This is a genomic window from Virgibacillus flavescens (assembly GCF_050574275.1).
Classification (GTDB): domain Bacteria; phylum Bacillota; class Bacilli; order Bacillales; family Amphibacillaceae; genus Virgibacillus_F; species Virgibacillus_F flavescens.
This window is the reverse complement of sequence record NZ_CP192260.1, coordinates 1,080,139-1,100,984: the sequence shown is the minus strand read 5'-3', so window position 1 is coordinate 1,100,984 and position 20,846 is coordinate 1,080,139. Positions and strand designations below refer to the sequence as shown.

Here is a 20,846-nt window from a genome sequence, read left to right as displayed (position 1 = left end):
AATCCGCACCAACTATAAAAAAACGCAAGCACCCCACAGGATGCTTGCGCGTTTTAACCTATTTCTTTTCTCTTTCATGTGCTGCTTCTTCACGATCCCAAAACTCAATTCCGTCCTGATTATCCAGTACGTCACGGTAAAAGACAGGATCTTTTCCTTCTTTACGTTGACGCTGGTAATCTTTTAGAACACGTTCGGCAATTTTAAATAACTTCGTAATCGCGTATAAGTTAATCAGAGCCATGATTGCCATAGATAAATCAGCTAGTGCCCATACTAAGTCAAATGACACCACTGCGCCAAAGACAATCATAGCAAGCACTGCTATACGGTAGATGAATAAGCCAACCTTCGTTTCTTTAATATAACCAATATTATTTTCTCCATAATAATAGTTACCAAGAATAGAACTATATGCAAATAAGAAGATTGCTACAGAAATAAAGATGGACGCCCAATCACCAATATGGAATTCAAATGCATTCTGGGTCAATTGAATCCCGTCCAGCTTACTTCCTTCATAACCGCCGGCAGAAATAAGAATGAATCCTGTGGCACTACAAATTAAAATAGTATCGAAAAATACACCAAGAGACTGAATCAAACCTTGTTTTGCCGGGTGCGTTACTTCTGCAGTTGCAGCCGCGTTTGGCGCACTACCCATACCAGCTTCGTTCGAGAATAAACCACGTTTAATTCCGTTCAGAATTGCAGCACCGAAACCACCGCCTGCTACTTCCCGGATACCAAATGCATTTGCAAATATAATGGAAAACAGATCTGGAATTTCAGTAATATTTACAATGAGAACATAAACGGCAATGAGAATATATAAAATTGCCATAATCGGAACTATAATTTGTGTAACATTCGCAATTGACTTTAATCCACCAAAAATTACCATGGCTGTCAATATAACAAGAACAATTGCCATTATATTTTTACTGAAATCGAATTCATTTGCAAACGCCAGACTGATTGTATTTGATTGTACCGAGTTGAATACAAGTCCATACGTAAACGTTATAGCGATTGCAAATAGAATACCAAGCCAGCGTTTATTTAGTCCTTTTTCCATGTAATACGCCGGACCACCACGATACTGGTTTTTCTCCGGTACTTTGTAAACCTGTGCAAGTGTGCTTTCAACAAAAGCTGTTGCTGAGCCTAATAACGCAATAATCCACATCCAGAAAACTGCACCAGGTCCACCAATTGCTACGGCAGCTGCCACACCAGCAAGGTTACCTGTACCAACACGAGATGCCGCACTGATTGCGAATGCCTGGAAGGAGGAAGTACCTTTCTTTCCTTTTGCTGTCATTGTTCGTTTGTCGAATAAAACCCGAAACATTTCCGGTAGATATCTGAACTGCACAAACTTTGTTTTGATTGTAAACCAAAGCCCAACACCAATTAGTGCTGCAATTAATACATATGACCAAAGTATTGTATTTGCCTCTCCAATAATATTTTCAATAAAACTCATGTTGTGACTTCCCCCTGTATATTCTAAAATTAAATTTTATACTAACTTCCGTTTTATATACCCGATGTTTTCTGCTCGTAATCCTCAATTTTTCAATGTGAACAATTTTTTACTTCATTTTCCGGAAAACAGACTTTTTTAATCTTATCACAACTATTGAAAGAACCATAATTTAATTAAAAAGATCCGTGAGCATAGACAGTTCAACTCACCGAATACCGGCCGATTCAGACCAAATACCTGCCACTAACCGTGGAATACTAGCCACATCGAACGAATTACATGCCAATCCGACCAAAATACAGTCCGACTCCGAAAAAAAACCGCCCACAAAGGCGGTTTTAAGCGATACTATTATCTGTCCCATGGAAAGTCAGTACCGAATTTGGAAGCTAGTTCTTTAGAGTGAGCTCGTCGTTCCTTACGATGTTTTGCACGAAGTGGAGCTTGCTCATTCAGGTCCTTTTCATATTCCGTTTCTGGATAAACAGATGCAACTGGTATTGGTTTCCCATCAGCATCTACAGCTACAAACGTTAGGAATGCTGTTGTACATACTTCACGCGCTCCAGTTAACAGATTTTCTGTGACTGCTTTTACGAATACTTCCATGGATGTGTTATGCGTCCAGGTTACAAACGCTTCAACGCAAATGGAATCTCCCTCTTTTACCGGTGCAAGAAAGTCGACTGAATCGGTTGATGCAGTAACTACCGCTAATCTTGCGTGACGTGCCGCTGCAATCGCTGCAACGTCATCGATGTGTGCCATTAATTTACCACCAAACAATGTGCCATGTGTGTTTGTATCTGGCGGCAGTACGTGTGATGTCTTGACTGTTAGTGAGTGACGACAGTTTCTTTTTTCCATTACTATGTTTCCTCCTACTGTTTATAAAATTGGTGATAGTAAACGTGAAATGGATTCTTTAAATCGAATACCAGCAGACCGTTTATCGTATAATTTTTTTGTCATTTGTGTGGAAAGGCTAATATCTTCCATAAAGCTGTCTACCAGCTTACCAGCCACTACACTGCTGTATAAAAAGGCATTTCCTTCAAAGTTCAACCGGAAACTGCGGACGTCAATATTTGCTGTTCCCACAGACGCCATTTTACCATCTACGACAATTGTTTTAGCATGTAAAAATCCATTCTGATAAATATACACCTCAGCACCTGCTTTAAGCAAGTCGCCAGCGTAGGAAAGCGTCGCCCAGTAAACGAAGGGATGATCAGGCTTATTTGGTATCATAATTTTCACATTAACTCCGGAAAGACAAGCAATTCTTAGCGCATCTGCAAGACTTTCATCCGGTATAAAATACGGTGTTTGAATATAAATATATTCTTTGGCTGACATAATCATTTTGATGTATCCATTTTTAATTTGTTCCCATTCCGAATCCGGTCCACTCGTTACAATCTGCATACCTACATCCCCAGCCGGTGATGCGGTATAGTACCTGTCATGATAGGCAATATCATTTCGTGAAGCCTGATTCCAGTCCAGGATAAAACGTGTTTGCATATGATGAACCGCACTGCCCAGTACTCGCAAATGCGTATCACGCCAATACCCGAAATTTTTATCTTTCCCTAAATATTCATCACCAACGTTGAAACCGCCTATGTATCCGACTTTCCCGTCCATTATTGCCAGCTTTCGGTGGTTACGATAGTTGATTTTCATATTGATCTTAGGAATCTTAGGAGGGAAAAAAGCTTCTACCTGACCCCCTGCATTACGTATACGCTTAATAAATTTTCGTTTTAATGTTCTTGAACCCATGTCATCGTACAACACGCGCACCTGTACACCTTCATTTGCTTTTTTTACTAAAACATCAGCAAGACGTTTTCCAAGACCATCATAACGAATAATATAGTAAAGCAAATGGATATGATCGTTCGCTTTTTGTATATCCTGAATTAGGGCTTTAAATTTCTCTTCCCCATCGGTATAGATATCGACTTTGTTATCTTGTGTCAAAATGGCATCATCATTACGAAGGTGCATATAATAAAGATCTTTATATTCTTTTAGTTCCTGATGCTTATAAACAAACGTATCTTCCTCAATAGCTCGAAGCTGTGCCTGAACCGCCCGTTTCACACCGAGTTTGCTTTTTGTCTCCCATGTAAAAATACGTTTATTACTGATCTTTTTACCGAAAACTAAATAAAGGAAGAAGCCTGCGATTGGAATAAACAGCAAAACCATTAGCCAAGCCCACGTAGATGTAGCATCTTTACGCTCCAGAAAAATAATGGTAAGTGCCAGCCCAATGTTTGATATAATAATAAATGCTAAAAAATAGGGGATTAATTCCAAAGTGACTTTCTCCTTCCTGTAACAGAACTTACATTTCTAGTATCCATAATATAGCACAATTTTATCAATCGAGTTAGTTTGAAAAAGGAGTGATTTGAATTGAAGGAAAAATATGCTTTGGTTATAGGCGGAACAGGCATGCTCACCGAAGTTTGTCATAAACTCATTCATGATTATACTTATGTATCTGTCGTTGGGCGCAGTCCTGCTAAACATAAACTTTTAAAAAATAATAATCCGCATGCTGATCGACTGCACGCCATTACAGTGGATTATCACGATGATGAACGCTTTAGAGAAGAACTGCAAAAAGCGTTTCACAGATTTGGCACCCCAGATCTTGTCGTCAGCTGGATTCACGGCACAGCCCCACGTGCACTGGATTCCTTACTGGATGAAATGACAAATGTTAACAAAACAAAGGTGTGGAAGCTATTCCATATGCAGGGTAGTTCCCGGTTTTTTGAAAAAGAAAACACGCCTGTACCAAAGAACTGCCAGTACAGACGCATTTATTTAGGCTTTATTCTGGAAAAGACGACTTCACGGTGGCTCACACACCACGAAATAGCTGCTGGTGTTCTCCTTGCAATTGAAACAGACCAGTTGGAAACAATTGTTGGTACGTTGGAGCCCTGGCACAGGCGACCTTAGAGTTGATCCAGTGCCTGCTCCAGATCTGCCCAGATGTCTTCCCATGCTTCCAGTCCAACAGATATACGAACCAATTGATTGGTAATCCCCATTCGTTCTCTTGATCCCTCAGGGATAATGGCGTGTGTCATTGTGGCCGGATGCTCGATTAGCGTCTCAGCATCCCCCAAGCTCACGGCTATTTTTAAAAAGGATAGCTTGTTCAACAGCGCTTGGGCTTCTGCTTTCGTTCCATCGATCGTAAACGAAATAACGCCGCCTCCACGCTTCATCTGTTTTTTGTAAATAGGATAGTCCGGATGATCTTCGTCACTAGGATAGAAAACCTGCTTGACTTTCGGGTGACTTTTAAGCTTCCCAAAAATTTTCTCCGCGTTATCTGAATGACGATCTAATCGAACATGCAGTGTTTTTAATCCGCGCAGCAGCAGCCACGCGTCAAAAGGTGATATAATTCCTCCAATATCCTTCTGTGTTGACATGGCTACCGAGTCCAGGAAATCTTTTTTCCCTACAACCAGCCCGGCCACGACGTCACCATGCCCTCCGATATATTTCGTTGCACTATGGAGTACAACATCACAGCCAAAGTCCAGCGGGTTCTGAAGGTACGGAGATGAAAATGTATTATCAACTACAACTGGGATATTATGTTCTTTGGCTACATCTGCAACCATTTGTAAATCAATCAGTTTCATCGTAGGATTAATTGGTGTTTCGACATAGATGCATGACGTCTCCGGTTGAATCAGATTCTCGATGGCTTCTTTTGAATCCATGCTCGAAAAATCATGGTTAATATTATATTTTTCTTCCATCATTGTTAACAATCCATACGTACATCCATATAACCCTGAAGAACAGATGATATGGTCATTTGCTTTCGTTAATGCAATTAATACGGCAGAAACAGCGGCCATTCCAGAGCCAAATGCTAGACCTCGCTCGCCTTTTTCAAGAGCCGCAATGCGTTCTTCCAATACCTTGACTGTTGGATTCCCAAGACGAGAGTATATATAACCTTCTTCCTCCCCTGCGAATCTGCGCTCCCCCTGCTCAGCAGAATCAAAGGTAAACGTTGACGTTTGAAATAGCGGTGTAGCCAAACTGCCTAACATATCTTTTGCATCATACCCTTCATGGATGACAGCAGTCTCAAATCGTTTCGAATTAGTACTCATTTTTTCTCCCCCATTAAACTAAGTCAACTCCACATTACACGGATTGACAAAGTCTATTATATTCTGATGAATATCAGTCTATAAAGATAAATTATTTATGTTTGTCTAACCTTATCATATATGATTTTTCACCTATTTGAAAGCGTTTTCTTTCGTTTGTATAGGGTTCAAGTTGATTGCATTTTACATGAGAAAACTCTAAACTTAGCTTACTTTATATATATATAATGGTAGAAGCATAGAATGGAAGTGTTGACTCATGGAACAAAACGATGAAAAAATTGGAATAATATATACAACAAGTGCATACTTGCTTTGGGGATTTCTTCCTATATACTGGAAACTGATACAGGAAGTGCCCGCTGGAGAAATTTTGGCTCACCGGATTATTTGGTCATTTTTATTTATGATTGGTATTATCGTAATGAAGCAAAAAGGACGTGCATTCATTGCTGAGTGCAAAATAATTTTAAGGGATAAACGCAAACTTGCCGGAATTACACTTGCATCTGTTATGATTAGTATAAATTGGCTTACTTATATATGGGCGGTTAATACAGATCATGTCATTCAAGCAAGTCTCGGCTATTACATAAATCCACTGGTAAGTATTCTCCTGGGTATCATCGTATTAAAAGAAAGTTTGACAAGAAGACAACTATTGTCCTTTTTTCTCGCTGGAATTGGGGTAACGTTCTTGACCATAAGCTATGGTGTCTTCCCGTGGGTTGCTCTTCTGTTGGCATTTAGCTTCGGCTTCTACGGACTTTTAAAGAAAATGGTAGATATTGGGCCAATGTTTGGTCTGGCAATTGAAACAATGATTGTTACTCCATTAGCACTTTTATACGTACCGCTATTCACCGAAAATAAAATCGTTCAGCATTCTGTCTTATCCAGTACAACTTTACTTTTAGTTGGCGCTGGAATCGTTACGGCAATTCCATTATTATTGTTTGCAAGCGGCGCAAAAAAAATCCCACTGTCTATGGTAGGTTTTTTGCAATATTTCGCTCCGACTATTATGTTGATTCTAGGTGTATTTGTTTATGAAGAAACATTTACCACCGCTCATTTAATTTCATTTATGCTAATCTGGATTGCACTGATTATTTATATGGGTTCTGCGTATCGCAGACCTTCAAGACGAGTTAGCAAATAGGTCGAAAGTTGTTTAACGTTCACAATTGATTCGCCATTAATACGGGTATAATACTTTAATTACGTTCAGCCTATACACCGTATAAGCAATGCTAAAATATACTATTATTAGGTGATAACAACATGAAGACAAAGACAACTTTAATTACAATAGGAATTATCGTGTTAGTTTTAATAGCTTATTTAATTGTGTCTACTGTTAATTCACCTATCGATAAAGCGATAAAACAAGCAAAAATTGAAAAAAAAGATGACCAGCCTGCCACGAAAGAGGAACAGGAAAAAGAACAAAATGATGAGGAAGAAGTAATAGAAGAACAAACAGAGGATAATGTTGCAGGAAAAGTGAAAGACTTGTTTACAGGAGCTGTTCAGGAAACAGTAGATTTCTTCACAGATAACGAAGCAAAAGTTGTTGCAATTGGCGATTCCCTGACTCAAGGAGTTGGTGATGATACAGAGAACGGCGGATATGTGGGTATCCTGGATGAGGCACTAAACACGACAGAAAACACGATTGTGGAGTTTGAAAACTACGGTAAACGTGGCCGTCGAACAGATCAGCTTCTGAAATACTTAGAAGATCCTAATGTTACAACCTCTGTTGCAGATGCAGATATTGTTCTAATTACTATCGGCGCTAACGACATCATGCAAGTTGTAAAAGAAAATTTCGCAGACATTACAATGGATGACTTCAGTAAAGCACGAATGGAGTATGAAGTACGATTAAAGAAAGTGTTCGAAAAAATTTACAAGTTGAATCCGAATGCCGATGTTTATTTACTCGGTTTCTATGATCCATTCGGCAGATACTTTCCTCAAATCAAAGAACTTGGAATCATTGTCCGAAACTGGAATCAGACAAGTGAAAGAATAGCAGAATCCTACAATAATGCGACTTATATACCAACACTTGATCTATTTGAGGATCCGAATATAGATTTATTCTGGAAAGATAATTTTCATCCGAATTTTCAAGGCTACCATCGAATTGCAGCACGAGTTCTGGAATACCTGAACAAAAGTTAACAAACATAGAAATTTTGTGTGATATTCGTAGATTCGAGATTAAATTTATTTAATAGCGGATATACTTTTATATCTGCGGTTATTTATTTTGCAGGAAATAATTGCAATCCTGATTGAAAAGAAAAAGATAGTAAAGAGGTGGGCACTATGAAGAGAACTGATAAACAAATGAGGTCTAAATGGAAAAAATACTTCTATCTATTGCTCACAATTAATGCAGTCATTTTATTTGGATTCATACTTTTTATATTCTGGCCGGTTTCCACTACTACCTCGCCCCTAAACGATGAGGTCGACGAGCAAAAGAGTTCGCAATTTACTGTGCGTACAACTAAATCCAATCTGAACGACCTAATTAATTCTTACTTGGATAAATTACTTAATAATTCACAACACCATTACAGAATTGAGCTTGAGGATGACGTTCATTTGATTGGAGAACTTCCTGTATTCTCCTCAACCATCCCACTCTCTGTGCACTTTGAACCGCTTGTTCAGAAAAATGGTGATGTTATTTTAAAACAGAAATCAATTTCAGTTGGTTTACTGCAGCTTCCCAATCAAAAGATAATGGAATATATGAAAAAATATTTACCTATGCCTGATTGGGTTACTGTAAATCCTAAAAAAGAAGAAGTATATCTTGCTGTAACAAATATGGAAATTCGCAGTAACTTTAAAGTCAGTATTGAGAATTTCAATTTAAAAGAAAATAATATTGCGTTTAGAATTCATATTCCTTATGAGTCATTAGGCATCAAACCGAATAACTATTAAGCGAACTTGTATTTGACGACGATTTTATCTTACTCTTATAAGATCCAACTGAAAAAGTCACTTATAATATGAAAGATGTGGATCTACGATCGCATCATCGAATATACTTCGCTTTCCGCGGGCACGGCTTCAGTCTCCTCGAGAAAACCACTCTGTGGGGCCTTCAGACTCGTGCTGTTCCCGCTGGAGTCTCGTATATTCGAAGATGCTGCGTTAAGGTGAAAAGATAAAATTTGTAAAATCTATCACTTTTTCAGTGTCCACGTACTTTACTTTTACTGGAAAGAATACTCGTATTGTAATTACAATTTCGGCTATAGCTTGTCCCACTACTGTGTTTATTTATCCGCATACAATTCATGCATTTGGCTGATTTTTTGTTTCATGCGGTTAACCAGATGATCCGGTGAGAGTACTTTGGCCTGATTCCCCCAGGTTAGTATCCAATTTATTAAACCATTCGATAGTTTTGCCTTTGTTGACAGCACAAAATGGTCGTTATCCATTTTTTTAATATCGGCATCCTTTCCAAATCGGTCCAGCACTACGTTTACCAGATCTATATGAAATTGTATTTTTATCCATATCTCTTCACCAGCAAACATGTGGAAGCTTTGGTTTATGTATTCCTGCAGATGAAAGTTTTTGCTTTTTACAAAAGGTTGATCGGTTACTGTTATCTCCCGCATTCGATCTAATCGATAATGTCTAATCTCATTCGTCTCTTTAAAATAACCTATTAAATAATAAAAATCATTTTGCCAGATTAACGCATAGGGATCAACACGATAAAAGTCACCATTACGGTGAAACTCAAATTCTTTATTTACATTAAATTTGCCATATTTATACGTCAACACTTTCCCTTTTGAAATTGCACGATGAACACTATCGATATTTAGTTTAACCAAATCATAGTCCATATTTGTTGATGGGCTGAATAATACTGGTTCTGGTAACGTTTTTCCAATATGCCTACTAGTAAGTTGTTTCATCTTACTTATTAAATGATCCTTTTCATTTGTTGTTATAAATCGCGCAGATAATATAGCATCAATCATCAGTCGTAACTGATACGTTTCGAACAGCCTTGATTGATGGCTATAAAATAGTTTACCGAATTTCCCTTTATTCTTTACAATCTCAAAGTCCAGCTCGTCCAGGATTTCCAGATCCCGCTTGATAGTACGATGGTCCACCTTCATTTGTTCACCAGTTATGCTCTGAATTTTCTCACTCAATTCATCTATTCCCAGCTCATGATCGTCATCCGTTTCTACGAAAAGCAGTTCCATGATTTTAACTAAACGGTAATTACTTCCACGCTCCATTTTTTACTCCCCCTCCTATCCTTATATAAGAAATAAAAAAGAAGCCTCTACAAAAGTCTTGGGCCTCTCTTACCGGATTACAAATCGTTTTACCTTGGATAATAAAAATGTAAATGATTGCCATGATTCAGTTGACCCACTGTTTATTAAAACAGGTTCAGAAACTTTATTTTGATAGTCACCTAGTTTACCCTGGTAAACTAATTGAAGATTAGCAAGACCTCTTATATCTGAAGGCGTTGTAAAGCATTCTGGTTTTGGCAGCTTAAATCCATCTACTTCCCGTAAAACAGTTGCAACGAATTGTGAGCAAAACATCGCATGCTCCCGGTTAATTTCGATTTGCAGCATTACACCAAATAGTCCTAAAAAATTATATTTATAATTGCCGGCTTGTAACTCTATCTCTCTAATTCTTGATTGCACCTTTCGAACCTCTGCATCAGATAGTTGCAGGGCATAAATTGCACAAGATGCATTTTTCAAAAAGTCCCCTTTAATATTTTCCTTCACAAATCCTCCGATAAACGGATTTCTTGGATTTTTTCTACCGAAACTATAGACCTCTTGTAACTCATCGTCAAATGAGATGGATACATGATTCAAGCCTTCTTTTGTGCAAAAATTAATTGCACGGGATAAATAAGTTCCAGTATCTGTAAAGAGAAAGTAAAGTGTTCTTTCTCCCATGGCATTCCCCTCCATATGACGGTATGCTGTTAACACCTATTTATAGTGTTGATTAATTGTTACATATTTCCTGAGAAAAATACAGTCTTTTTTTCATAAATTAATTTAAATTTTACATAAACATTGAATTTTTAAAACTTTACACTAACTATTCCATATATTATATGAAGTTCATGTACTAATTTCTACGATTTTCAATAAAAAGTTTCTTAAAATTGACTAATTGATGCAAATGCCGTAGTCTTGCGTTGATGCTATTTTTTCAGAAATTAGATTATTAAATCGTTCAATGGTTATAAAAAAATAGATGACCTATAAGAAGGTCAAGTTTTATAAATGGAGGATCTGGTACACATGATAAATGTTTCAAATGTAAGCTTACGTTTCGGTGATAAAAAATTATTTGAAGATGTAAATTTAAAATTTACACACGGTAACTGTTACGGATTAATTGGTGCAAATGGTGCAGGTAAATCAACTTTCATCAAAGTATTATCAGGTGAAGTTGAACCGCAGAGTGGACATATTTCACTTGCTTCTGGAGAGCGAATGGCTGTTTTAAAACAGGATCATTTCGCATACGAAGATAAGGAAGTCCTTGATACTGTATTAATAGGACACGAAAAATTATATAAAGTAAAGCAGGAAAAAGATGCTATATATATGAAGGAAGACTTTTCGGAAGCAGACGGAATGCGAGCAGCTGAACTTGAAGGTGAGTTTGCTGAAATGAATGGTTGGGAAGCAGAGTCTGATGCTGCAGTTCTATTAAAAGGACTTGGAATTGATGATAAATTCCATTCGATGAAAATGGTTGAACTGAGCGGAGATCAAAAAGTAAAAGTGCTTTTGGCACAGGCTTTATTTGGTAACCCGGATTTTCTCCTGCTGGATGAGCCGACTAACGGACTTGATATTCAGGCTATTCAATGGCTGGAAGACTTTTTAATCAACTTTGAAAATACAGTAATTGTTGTATCCCATGACCGTCACTTCTTAAACAAAGTGTGTACGCATATTGCTGACGTTGATTACGGTAAAATTCAAATCTATATTGGTAACTATGACTTCTGGTATGAGTCCAGTCAACTTGCTTTACAGATGTCACAGGACGAAAACAAGAAAAAAGAAGAAAAAATCAAAGAATTACAAGCCTTCGTTGCGCGATTTAGTGCTAACGCATCAAAATCCAAACAGGCTACTTCACGTAAGAAAATGCTTGATAATATTACACTTGAGGATATAAAACCTTCGTCCAGACGTTATCCGTTTGTTGGGTTTACTCCTGAACGTGAAATTGGGAATGACTTACTGCGTGTTGAAGGATTAACCAAGACTATCGGCGGGAATAAAGTTTTAGACAATGTAAGTTTTATTGTTAATAAAGATGATAAAATTGCATTTGTTGGTCGTGACGATATTGCTAAAACTACCCTATTAAAAATTATTATGGGTGAAATGGAACCTGATTCTGGCACGTATAAATGGGGTGTAACTACTTCACAGTCTTACTTCCCTAAGGATAACGCCAAGTATTTTGAAGGCAATGAGCCTACATTAGTTGAATGGTTGCGTCAATATTCACCTGAGGATCAAACAGAAACATTCCTGCGCGGTTTCCTGGGCAGAATGCTGTTTTCCGGAGAAGAAGCACTAAAGAAACCAGGTGTGCTTTCCGGTGGTGAAAAAGTACGTTGTATGCTTGCAAAAATGATGCTGAGTAAAGCTAATGTTTTAGTATTGGATGAGCCAACTAACCATTTAGACTTAGAATCAATTACCGCATTAAACAATGGCTTAATTAAATTTAAAGGATCCGTCATATTTACATCACATGACCATCAATTTGTTCACAGTGTGGCAAATCGATTAATTGAGATTACTCCTAAGGGAATTGTTGATAAAGAAATGACATATGATGAGTATGTGCAGGACAAAGCATTACAAAAAGAAATTCTTGCAATGTACGCATAATGAGAGAAGGGTGACACCGAGTTAGTAGGTGTCACCCTTCTTTTGATTCAGTCAGACGGTATGCCTGACTCGGATTGTATTTCACTGTATCTGGCTTGTATTCACTTCAAATCGGACTGTATTTTACTGAGTTCCGATTGTATCCCTCCTGATCATCTGCAGATTTTTAGCAGAATCAAAAAATGCGCCCTAGAATAAATTCTAGAGCGCAAATCCAAATTAAACAGTTTTATTAAATTTAGCTTCTACCTTTACGAGCATGTCTTCAGTCATTTTATCTAGGTCGAATTCTGCTTTGAATCCCCATTCCTTTTTAGCGGCTGAACTATCAATGCGGTTCGGCCAGCTTTCCGCTATTTTTTGGCGGACTGGGTCAACATCATAGTTAAGCTTGAATTCAGGAATATGTTTTTGAATTGCCTTTTCAAAATCAGCAGGCTCTGCAGATATTGATGAAATATTAAATGCATTACGATGCTCAAGCTTACTAGGATCAGCTTCCATCAATTGAATGATTGCATTTAGCGCATCGGGCATGTACATCATATCCATGTAGGTCCCTTCAGCAATGTAAGACGTATATGCCTTATTTTTCACTGCTTCATAATACACTTCAACAGAATAATCAGTGGTCCCGCCACCTGGTGGTGTTACATAGGAAATCAATCCAGGAAAACGAACGCCGCGAGTGTCCACACCAAAACGTGAATAGTAGTAGTCACAAAGCAACTCTCCAGCAACTTTGTTTACACCGTACATCGTTGTTGGGCGTTGGATTGTATCTTGTGGTGTATCGTCCTTCGGTGTGTTTGGACCGAATGCCCCAATAGAACTTGGCGTGAAAAATTGAAGTTCAAGTTCACGAGCAACCTCCAGCGCATTAACAAGTCCGCCCATATTTAAATCCCAGGCTTTCTTCGGGATAGCCTCTGCCTTTGCTGATAATAATGCTGCCAGATGCATAATGGTATCCACTTCATACTTCTTTGATACTTCAAATAAACGATCATAGTCCGTTACATCTAAAATTTCAAACGGACCATCTGCATCATTATGGTCTTCCTTTTTTCGTATATCTGTTCCAATTACATTTTCTTTACCATACGTTTCACGCAGTTTTGTGACAAGTTCAGAACCAATCTGTCCTAAAGCCCCTGTTACTAAAATCTTTTTCATCCGATTTACCTCCAACATTTCTTTAGCAATACTAATTTACGAAATTATTCCGAGCTCTTGTCCAACTTTTTTATATATACGTAACGCATCGTCAAGCATTTCCTTTGTATGCGCAGCACTTGGCATATTACGTACGCGACCAGTTCCCTTTTGCACTGTAGGGAATACAATGGATTTACAATAAACGCCTTCTTCATATAACTTCTTACTAAACTTTTGTGTATCTTTTTCATCACCGATGATACAAGGTGTAATTGGTGTATCACTGTTGCCAATATCAAAGCCTAACTCTTTTAAACCTGCTTTTAAGTACTCGCTATTTTCCCAAAGTTTTTCATTTAATTCTGAGCTCTCAAGTAACAATTCAATTGCTTTTGTACTTGCTACGGCATCTGCAGGTGTAACGGCTGTAGAAAATAAGAATGGACGTGAGCGAACCTTCAACCAATCGATTAAGTTAGCTTTCCCAGCAACATAACCACCAACAACTCCGATTGCTTTTGATAATGTACCCATTTGAAAATCAATTCGGTGCTGTAAGCCAAAGTGTTTTACTGTTCCTGCACCTTTACCCATAACACCAGAGCCGTGGGCGTCATCCACGTAGGTGATTAAATCGAATTCTTCTGCTATATCCACAATTTCCGGTAATTTAGCTACATCACCATCCATAGAGAACACACCATCAGTAATGATCATGATTTTATTGTATTGTCCTGATTCAACTGCTTCTTTTGCTTTTTTACGTAGATCTTCCATGTCTGAATGGTTAACTCGGATTATTTTCGCTTTAGACAAACGACAGCCATCAATAATCGAAGCATGATTTAATTCATCTGACAGAATTGCATCGTTCTTGTCCATTACAGCTGAAATTGCAGCCATATTACAGTTAAATCCAGATTGGAATGCAATTGCGGCTTCTGTATCTTTAAACTCAGCAAGCTTTCTCTCAAGCTCGATATGCACATCTAGAGTACCATTGATTGTTCTAACTGCTCCAGCCCCTACACCGTGTGAATCTACTGCTTCTTTCGCGACCTTTTTCAATCGTTCATCTGTCGCTAATCCCAAGTAGTTGTTTGAAGATAGATTAATTAATTTTTTTCCATCTATTGTAATAACTGGTCCATTTGGTCCTTGTACCGGTTCAATATCATTGTATAAACCTTTTTCTTTTAAATCTGATATGTTTTCTTCTAAAAATGAATCCAATACTTTACTAGCCATAAGATTTATTCCTCCTTATATTATGTAAGCGCTCTACTATGTCCATTAAAAAATCGGCCGTAATTCATATTACAGTTTACCATATTTCATACATTATGTTTAATGAGAGCTAAATTTAGTATACACATCCACTTTATTGCCATACGTTTTCTTTTTGTTCAATTTTTGCATTAATTATCATATTTTGTCGAATATGCTATAGAAATATCCCACTTTTTTTATTATACTAGTTGTATAATCAACAAGTTGGTGGGGGAAAGTAAATGAAAAAATTATTGGTTGCATTATTCCTTATGCTTATTATTGGATTTGGAATTATTGGATATACACAAGCAGTTGATCCGAATCAAACAATTGAAGAAGATACGAATCAATCTTCTACTAAAATATAAATCTGTTTTATCATACAAAAAGGAAAGCAGCTAACTGAATAGTGCTTTCCTTTAATATATTGCTGACGTTTTATTTAATTGTAATTAATTTACGATTGTAACGTTTACTGCTTTTCTTCCCCATGCATAAGCTTCATTTTTTGTTTGTACATGGATATCAATTTCTTTTCCATTAATTGCACTACCAATGTCTCCAGCTACAGCATAGCCATAACCTTCCACATACACTTCAGAACCTAATGGAATAACATTTGGATCAACGGCAATTACTTTCGCGTTAGGATTAGCATTTAAGTCAATTCCAGTTGAAGTAACTCCTGAACATCCAGTACAGTCAGCAGTATATGCAGTTGCAGATACGCTAATAGTTTTACCTTCTGGACTATTATCTTCCTCTTTTGTTACTTCTACTGATTCTGTTTTTTCTTCTGCTTTTTCAGCAGCTTTTGGTGCTGCTTTTTCAGCAGGTTTTGCTTCTGGTTTTGCTTCTTTTTTAGTTTCTACTGCTTTTGCTGGCTGATTATCTTTATCTTGTTCAATGTTGACACCATTAATTTCAAGTTTTTGTCCGATTACAATTAAATCAGACTCTAAACCATTCCATTTTTTAATGTCGTCTACGTTAACATCGAATTTGTCTCCAATTCCAATTAACGTATCACCATCTTCAACCTTATAAAGTTCATTTATAAACAATTCTTGTTTTGGTTGAATTACTGTAGTTTTTAAAGCATTTATATTTACTAAATTATCAACAGTTGTATTATATTCGTGCGCAATGTCCCAAAGATTATCTCCGTCTTTCACCTGATATTCCTCAGCTGAGACACTTGTCATTCCTGCGCCAGCAATAATGATACCTGTAGCGATACTAGCTACTAATTTTTTCATAGGTTGTCCCTCCTCAAATTTCTGACATTGCCTATACTATCACAGGGGGATGTACATTACAGTTACAAGGAAGTTAAGAGTAGATTACAGGCATTACTAAAAACCACCATAAATATTACGAATGTATTAGTATTGTGACATTAGACCTTTGCATTAAACGAATATAGGTCTAATGAACTACGATTTGTGGTATTTCTGAGGTATTTTACACAAATTCCTTGTATTTGAATGGATGTTTTGCAGAAATATAGTTGGGTAGCTACAGCTATTATTAGATAATATTTCCTTGCATATTACAAAATATCACGTAAAAACCAAAGAAACCTTGCTCTCTTTTAGTAGAGAGCAAGGTTTCTTTGATTACTATATGAATCTATTTAGCTTCTAATTGTCTTTTGTATTGTTCAAATTCAGTTGGTGTACAGCGAACCCAGTGACGTGGAGCTACTTCTCTAAATTCTGACTCTTCGTCAACATTATGCTGCATTGGGTCATACTCAATACGCTTACGATTGCGTTCATATTCTGGATCCGGTAAAGGAATTGCAGATAATAATGATTTTGTATATGGATGTAGTGGATTACGATACAACTCATCACTATCAGCTAACTCAACCATGTTTCCAAAATACATAACTCCAATACGGTCACTTAAATACTTTACCATTGATAAATCATGGGCAATAAATAAGTACGTTAAGCCATATTCTCTTTGCAATTTTTTCATTAGGTTAACTACCTGTGCCTGGATTGACACGTCAAGTGCTGAGATAGGCTCATCGGCAATAATAAATTCAGGTTTTACTGCCAATGCACGTGCAATACCAATACGCTGTCTTTGTCCACCACTGAATTCGTGTGGGAAACGTGTAGCGTGTTCTTTGTTTAATCCAACAGTTTCAAGAAGTTCCTCAACCCTTGCTTTACGCTCTTTTGAATCTTTAGTCAGATTATGAACGTCAATTCCTTCTGCAATGATATCCATAACAGTCATTCTTGGATTAAGTGATGAAGATGGATCCTGGAAAATCATTTGCATTTTACGATTAAATTTTTTCATTTCGCTAGTTGATTTCTTACCGTGAACATCTTCACCTTTAAACTTCACACTACCATCAGTAGCTTCATATAATCGAATAATTGTTCGTCCAGTTGTTGATTTCCCACAACCAGATTCTCCAACTAATCCAAATGTTTCACCCTGATATATATCAAAATTAAGGCCATCAACTGCTTTGACGACACCTTTTCTGCCAATTTTAAAATGACGCTTTAAATTACGTACTTCTAATAGTTTTTCAGCTGTCATGTACTTCACCCTCCTCAACGCTAGGAGCTACACCAGAAGATGCAAAACCTTTCATACGTCTTTGTACGGCCGCAGGAGGTTCAACCTTTGGAGCATCCTCGTGTAATAACCACGTGGCCGCGTAGTGTGTATCAGATACTTTAAACATCGGTGGCTGCATTTCTTCATCAATTTTTAACGCATATGTGTTTCGTGGCGCAAATGCGTCACCTTTTGGCGGGTCAGTCATATCCGGTGGACTTCCTGGAATAGTAATTAAATCTTCATCCGTATCATCCAATGTCGGCATTGACCCTAATAGGCCCCATGTATAGGGATGTTTCGGATTATAAAAAATTTCTTCTGTCGTACCAATCTCAACGATTCTTCCTCCGTACATAACCGCAACTCGGTCTGCAACGTTAGCAACTACTCCTAAATCGTGTGTAATAAACACAATTGCACTACTTGTTTCTTTTTGAATGTCTTTCATTAGTTCTAAAATTTGAGCTTGAATGGTTACGTCTAATGCAGTTGTTGGCTCATCTGCAATCAAAAGCTTTGGATTACATGCAAGCGCGATTGCTACAACAACACGCTGGCGCATACCACCAGAAAATTGATGCGGATACTGATGTAAACGTTGATCTGCATTTGGAATACCTACTAATTTCAATAATTCAACTGCACGTTCACTAGCATTTTTCCTATTCATTTTCTGGTGCTTCATTAAACCTTCCATGATTTGGTTTCCGACTTTCATCGTAGGGTTTAATGACGACATAGGATCCTGGAAAATCATTGAAATATCTTTACCACGAATCTTCTGCATTTCTTTCTCACTTTTATTAACTAAATCTTCGCCTTCAAACATAATAGATCCTTCTTTAATAACACCTTGTGGTTTTGGTAAAAGGCGCATAATAGCTTTTGTTGTAACAGACTTCCCTGAACCTGACTCACCAACAATTGCTAGAGTTTCCCCTTTGTTGACGTCAAAAGTCACGCCCCGTACTGCCTGTACCTCTCCACCATAGGTGTTAAATGATACGTTTAGATCGTTCACTTCCAACAATTTACTCATTAATAAACACCTGCCTTATTATTTGTGCATTTTAGGGTCAAAAGCATCTCGTAGTCCATCAGCAACGATATTAAACGCAATCATAATTACTGAGATTACAATTGCTGGGTATACCAATAGGTACGGATAGATTCGAATATAGTCAAATCCATTATCGATTAATGTACCAAGTGATGCTTCTGGTGGTACTAAACCAAGTCCAATAAAGCTTAAAAATGCTTCGAAGAATATCGCCGCAGGTATGGTGAACATGGTATTAATGATAATAACTCCACTAATATTCGGCATTAAATGCTTTGTAATTATTTTAGATGCTTTTGTTCCCAATGTTCGGGACGCTAATACAAATTCCATGTTTTTAATTTTTAGTATTTCTCCACGAACAATTCTGGCCATTCCGACCCAACCGGTTATCGTCAGTGCGATCGTAATCGAGAGTATTCCTGGCTGCAGAATTATAATCATAAGCAGTATTACTACTAAGTTTGGAATTCCTACCAGTACTTCCAGAATACGTTGCATAACGTTATCTACTCGTCCACCAGCGTAACCTGAAATACCTCCGTATGCGACACCAATAACAAGGTCAATAGCAGCTGCTAAGAATGCAATGTATAAGGAAACTCGTGTACCTTTCCATAGTCTCGTCCACTGGTCGCGTCCTAAATTGTCTGTTCCGAGCCAGAAATAAGAATCTTCATAGCCTTTTGCTTTATATATTTCAAACTCAGCTTCTACGACTGCTGAATTATTTGTCCCATTCCCTTTATTTACTACTGAAATGTCAATAAATTCTTCTTTGCCACCATATCGCAAAATTGCCTTTTGGGAAGCTTGTTCTACTGTATCACCTTTGTACTCGCCACTATGAGTTCCGTCAAATGGCAGCCATGAAACATCTTCAAATGCAGCTATCCGCGGTGGAAATGTTCCTCTAATAACGTCCTGGTCATTATATCCATACTTATTCATACCCGGCCCAATAAAGCTCATAATTATAATAAATAAGAGAATTAATACCGAGACAATTGCCAATTTGTTTTTGAAAAACGTTCTTGTCGCATCCTGTAAAAACGTTCTACTTGGTTTTGCAATTTTTTCACTTGTATCTTCACGTTCGCCGAGGGGTTGAAATAGTTCTTTTGGTATTTTGTTCTGATCCATTTTTAGTTCTCCCCTCCAGTAATTCTAATTCTAGGGTCAATCAAGCCGTATAAGAGATCGACTACAAGTACAATAACGACAAACAAGAATGCAAATAACAGTGTTGTGCCCATAATTGTAGGATAGTCGTTAACCATAACGGATGATACGAATTGTTCACCTAAACCAGGTATTGCAAAAATTTGTTCGATTACTAGTGTTCCTGTCATTAATCCAACCGCCATCGGTCCGATTATTGTTACTAGCGGTATTAATGCATTACGGAGTCCATGCTTAAAAATAATTCCTGGTTCAGTTACACCTTTAGCTCTAGCCGTAAGGATAAAGTCTGCCCCTAGTACTTCAAGCATTTCTGTACGTGTGAATCTTGCACAGACTGCCAGAGGGAAAATCAATAAAGCAACCGTCGGCAGTATCGAATATTCAAATCCTTCCCATAATGCTACAGGGAACCAACCTAATTTCACTGCGAACACCCATTGCAGAAGACCTGCGAATACGAAGGATGGTATGGATGTACCGAGTACTGCTAAAATCGTGGAACCATAGTCAAGAAAACCATTATGGAAAACTGAGGCTACTAAACCAAGAAGAATCCCTAATAGCGTACCTACTAACATAGCTTGAAAACCTATTTGTAAAGAAGGACCAATTCGATCCATAATTATTTCGGTTACCGGTGTATTCGAAAAAGCAAATGAAATTCCAAGATCACCCTGCACAAGACCACCTATATATTTCAAGTATTGAACTGGCACCGGTTCATCAAGTCCATATTTTGCTAATACAACTGCAGCCTGCTCTTCCGATAGTTTGTTTTCAGCAGCTAGCGGGCTTCCTGGCAATAGTTTCATGAGGAAGAAAGATATTGTAGCAATTAAAAACAATGTTATCGCCATATACATAATTCGTTTAAGTATATACCGTGTCATACTTGCACCTCCCAAGAATTTTGTTGAATCATGTTGTAAAAGTTCGACTGTTTAAAATTATAAGAC

The 20,846-nt window shown here is 37.6% G+C and carries 19 protein-coding genes; 6 read left to right on the top strand and 13 right to left on the bottom strand.

The genetic code is table 11. The annotated features are described in order from the left end of the window. Window positions 1-58 precede the first annotated feature (58 nt). From VBD025_RS05435 to cls, 3 genes are all read right to left on the bottom strand, one after another. Complete coding sequence (locus VBD025_RS05435) at window positions 59-1,489, bottom strand: alanine/glycine:cation symporter family protein (protein ID WP_430790043.1); 1,431 nt, start codon at window positions 1,487-1,489, stop codon at window positions 59-61. A gap of 354 nt (window positions 1,490-1,843) precedes the next feature. Beyond that, window positions 1,844-2,359: an acyl-CoA thioesterase gene (locus tag VBD025_RS05430; RefSeq protein WP_430790041.1), complete on the bottom strand. Its 516-nt coding sequence runs from the start codon at window positions 2,357-2,359 to the stop codon at window positions 1,844-1,846. A gap of 21 nt (window positions 2,360-2,380) precedes the next feature. Next, window positions 2,381-3,823: a cardiolipin synthase gene (gene cls, locus VBD025_RS05425; RefSeq protein ID WP_430790039.1), complete on the bottom strand. Its 1,443-nt coding sequence runs from the start codon at window positions 3,821-3,823 to the stop codon at window positions 2,381-2,383. A 99-nt stretch (window positions 3,824-3,922) separates the two neighbouring features. On the opposite strand from cls, the gene VBD025_RS05420 reads away from it, so the two are divergent. Next, the gene (locus VBD025_RS05420) at window positions 3,923-4,477 is read left to right on the top strand and encodes a short-chain dehydrogenase (RefSeq protein ID WP_430790037.1); all 555 of its coding nucleotides are present in this window, start codon (window positions 3,923-3,925) and stop codon (window positions 4,475-4,477) included. On the opposite strand, the gene megL is transcribed toward VBD025_RS05420, so the two are convergent. Continuing rightward, window positions 4,474-5,658 (bottom strand): methionine gamma-lyase, encoded by a 1,185-nt coding sequence (megL, locus tag VBD025_RS05415; protein ID WP_430790035.1) that lies wholly within the window; start codon window positions 5,656-5,658, stop codon window positions 4,474-4,476. The two genes, VBD025_RS05420 and megL, sit on opposite strands and share 4 nt — an antisense overlap. 259 nt (window positions 5,659-5,917) lie before the next feature. Here megL and rarD point away from each other — a divergent pair, with 259 nt between their 5' ends. The 3 genes from rarD (at window position 5,918) to VBD025_RS05400 (ending at window position 8,628) form a co-directional block, all read left to right on the top strand. Next, window positions 5,918-6,820: an EamA family transporter RarD gene (gene rarD / locus VBD025_RS05410; RefSeq protein WP_430790033.1), complete on the top strand. Its 903-nt coding sequence runs from the start codon at window positions 5,918-5,920 to the stop codon at window positions 6,818-6,820. 122 nt (window positions 6,821-6,942) lie between these two features. Next, complete coding sequence (locus VBD025_RS05405) at window positions 6,943-7,851, top strand: SGNH/GDSL hydrolase family protein (protein ID WP_430790031.1); 909 nt, start codon at window positions 6,943-6,945, stop codon at window positions 7,849-7,851. 147 nt (window positions 7,852-7,998) lie between these two features. Continuing rightward, window positions 7,999-8,628: a YpmS family protein gene (locus VBD025_RS05400; protein ID WP_430790029.1), complete on the top strand. Its 630-nt coding sequence runs from the start codon at window positions 7,999-8,001 to the stop codon at window positions 8,626-8,628. Window positions 8,629-8,966: 338 nt separating this feature from the next. Here the strand turns inward: VBD025_RS05400 and VBD025_RS05395 are convergent, their stop codons facing one another. Continuing rightward, window positions 8,967-9,959: a helix-turn-helix transcriptional regulator gene (locus VBD025_RS05395; RefSeq protein WP_430790027.1), complete on the bottom strand. Its 993-nt coding sequence runs from the start codon at window positions 9,957-9,959 to the stop codon at window positions 8,967-8,969. Window positions 9,960-10,028: 69 nt separating this feature from the next. Then, window positions 10,029-10,649, bottom strand: coding sequence for a hypothetical protein (locus VBD025_RS05390; protein ID WP_430790025.1), 621 nt, complete (start codon window positions 10,647-10,649; stop codon window positions 10,029-10,031). Window positions 10,650-11,003: 354 nt separating this feature from the next. On the opposite strand from VBD025_RS05390, the gene VBD025_RS05385 reads away from it, so the two are divergent. Beyond that, entirely contained in the window at window positions 11,004-12,623 is a 1,620-nt protein-coding gene (locus VBD025_RS05385; protein WP_430790023.1) for an ABC-F family ATP-binding cassette domain-containing protein, read from the top strand. Window positions 12,624-12,842: 219 nt separating this feature from the next. Here VBD025_RS05385 and VBD025_RS05380 read toward each other — a convergent pair whose 3' ends face one another. Together VBD025_RS05380 and VBD025_RS05375 are read right to left on the bottom strand one after the other, a co-directional pair. Next, window positions 12,843-13,799 carry an L-threonine 3-dehydrogenase gene (locus tag VBD025_RS05380; RefSeq protein WP_430790021.1) on the bottom strand — a complete coding sequence of 319 codons (957 nt, stop codon included), beginning with the start codon at window positions 13,797-13,799 and terminating at the stop codon, window positions 12,843-12,845. Between the two features lie 36 nt (window positions 13,800-13,835). Beyond that, window positions 13,836-15,029 carry a glycine C-acetyltransferase gene (locus VBD025_RS05375; protein WP_430790019.1) on the bottom strand — a complete coding sequence of 398 codons (1,194 nt, stop codon included), beginning with the start codon at window positions 15,027-15,029 and terminating at the stop codon, window positions 13,836-13,838. Between the two features lie 263 nt (window positions 15,030-15,292). On the opposite strand from VBD025_RS05375, the gene VBD025_RS05370 reads away from it, so the two are divergent. Then, the gene (locus VBD025_RS05370; protein ID WP_430790017.1) at window positions 15,293-15,421 is read left to right on the top strand and encodes a hypothetical protein; all 129 of its coding nucleotides are present in this window, start codon (window positions 15,293-15,295) and stop codon (window positions 15,419-15,421) included. Between the two features lie 84 nt (window positions 15,422-15,505). Here VBD025_RS05370 and VBD025_RS05365 read toward each other — a convergent pair whose 3' ends face one another. The 5 genes from VBD025_RS05365 to opp3b form a co-directional block, all read right to left on the bottom strand. Then, entirely contained in the window at window positions 15,506-16,312 is an 807-nt protein-coding gene (locus tag VBD025_RS05365; RefSeq protein WP_430790015.1) for a LysM peptidoglycan-binding domain-containing protein, read from the bottom strand. Window positions 16,313-16,685: 373 nt separating this feature from the next. After that, on the bottom strand, window positions 16,686-17,621 hold the full coding sequence (locus VBD025_RS05360) for an ABC transporter ATP-binding protein (protein WP_430790013.1): 936 nt from the start codon (window positions 17,619-17,621) through the stop codon (window positions 16,686-16,688). After that, window positions 17,611-18,684, bottom strand: a complete 1,074-nt coding sequence (locus tag VBD025_RS05355) for an ABC transporter ATP-binding protein (RefSeq protein WP_430790011.1) — start codon at window positions 18,682-18,684, stop codon at window positions 17,611-17,613. Before VBD025_RS05355 ends, VBD025_RS05360 begins: the two co-directional genes overlap by 11 nt. A gap of 18 nt (window positions 18,685-18,702) precedes the next feature. Further along, window positions 18,703-19,848 carry an oligopeptide ABC transporter permease gene (gene opp3C, locus VBD025_RS05350; protein WP_430790009.1) on the bottom strand — a complete coding sequence of 382 codons (1,146 nt, stop codon included), beginning with the start codon at window positions 19,846-19,848 and terminating at the stop codon, window positions 18,703-18,705. A gap of 2 nt (window positions 19,849-19,850) precedes the next feature. Next, window positions 19,851-20,780 (bottom strand): oligopeptide ABC transporter permease, encoded by a 930-nt coding sequence (opp3b, locus tag VBD025_RS05345; RefSeq protein ID WP_430790007.1) that lies wholly within the window; start codon window positions 20,778-20,780, stop codon window positions 19,851-19,853. Window positions 20,781-20,846: the final 66 nt, after the last annotated feature.

Bases quoted from the DNA above. Each gene is read 5' to 3' on its own strand.
- VBD025_RS05395 (WP_430790027.1), bottom strand. From the start codon at position 9,959: ATGGAGCGTGGAAGTAATTACCGTTTAGTTAAAATCATGGAACTGCTT.
- rarD (WP_430790033.1), top strand. From the start codon at position 5,918: ATGGAACAAAACGATGAAAAAATTGGAATAATATATACAACAAGTGCA.
- VBD025_RS05385 (WP_430790023.1), top strand. From the start codon at position 11,004: ATGATAAATGTTTCAAATGTAAGCTTACGTTTCGGTGATAAAAAATTA.
- opp3C (WP_430790009.1), bottom strand. From the start codon at position 19,848: ATGGATCAGAACAAAATACCAAAAGAACTATTTCAACCCCTCGGCGAA.
- VBD025_RS05430 (WP_430790041.1), bottom strand. From the start codon at position 2,359: ATGGAAAAAAGAAACTGTCGTCACTCACTAACAGTCAAGACATCACAC.
- VBD025_RS05365 (WP_430790015.1), bottom strand. From the start codon at position 16,312: ATGAAAAAATTAGTAGCTAGTATCGCTACAGGTATCATTATTGCTGGC.
- VBD025_RS05400 (WP_430790029.1), top strand. From the start codon at position 7,999: ATGAAGAGAACTGATAAACAAATGAGGTCTAAATGGAAAAAATACTTC.
- opp3b (WP_430790007.1), bottom strand. From the start codon at position 20,780: ATGACACGGTATATACTTAAACGAATTATGTATATGGCGATAACATTG.
- VBD025_RS05405 (WP_430790031.1), top strand. From the start codon at position 6,943: ATGAAGACAAAGACAACTTTAATTACAATAGGAATTATCGTGTTAGTT.
- megL (WP_430790035.1), bottom strand. From the start codon at position 5,658: ATGAGTACTAATTCGAAACGATTTGAGACTGCTGTCATCCATGAAGGG.
- VBD025_RS05360 (WP_430790013.1), bottom strand. From the start codon at position 17,621: ATGACAGCTGAAAAACTATTAGAAGTACGTAATTTAAAGCGTCATTTT.
- VBD025_RS05390 (WP_430790025.1), bottom strand. From the start codon at position 10,649: ATGGGAGAAAGAACACTTTACTTTCTCTTTACAGATACTGGAACTTAT.
- VBD025_RS05380 (WP_430790021.1), bottom strand. From the start codon at position 13,799: ATGAAAAAGATTTTAGTAACAGGGGCTTTAGGACAGATTGGTTCTGAA.
- VBD025_RS05370 (WP_430790017.1), top strand. From the start codon at position 15,293: ATGAAAAAATTATTGGTTGCATTATTCCTTATGCTTATTATTGGATTT.
- VBD025_RS05435 (WP_430790043.1), bottom strand. From the start codon at position 1,489: ATGAGTTTTATTGAAAATATTATTGGAGAGGCAAATACAATACTTTGG.
- VBD025_RS05375 (WP_430790019.1), bottom strand. From the start codon at position 15,029: ATGGCTAGTAAAGTATTGGATTCATTTTTAGAAGAAAACATATCAGAT.
- VBD025_RS05355 (WP_430790011.1), bottom strand. From the start codon at position 18,684: ATGAGTAAATTGTTGGAAGTGAACGATCTAAACGTATCATTTAACACC.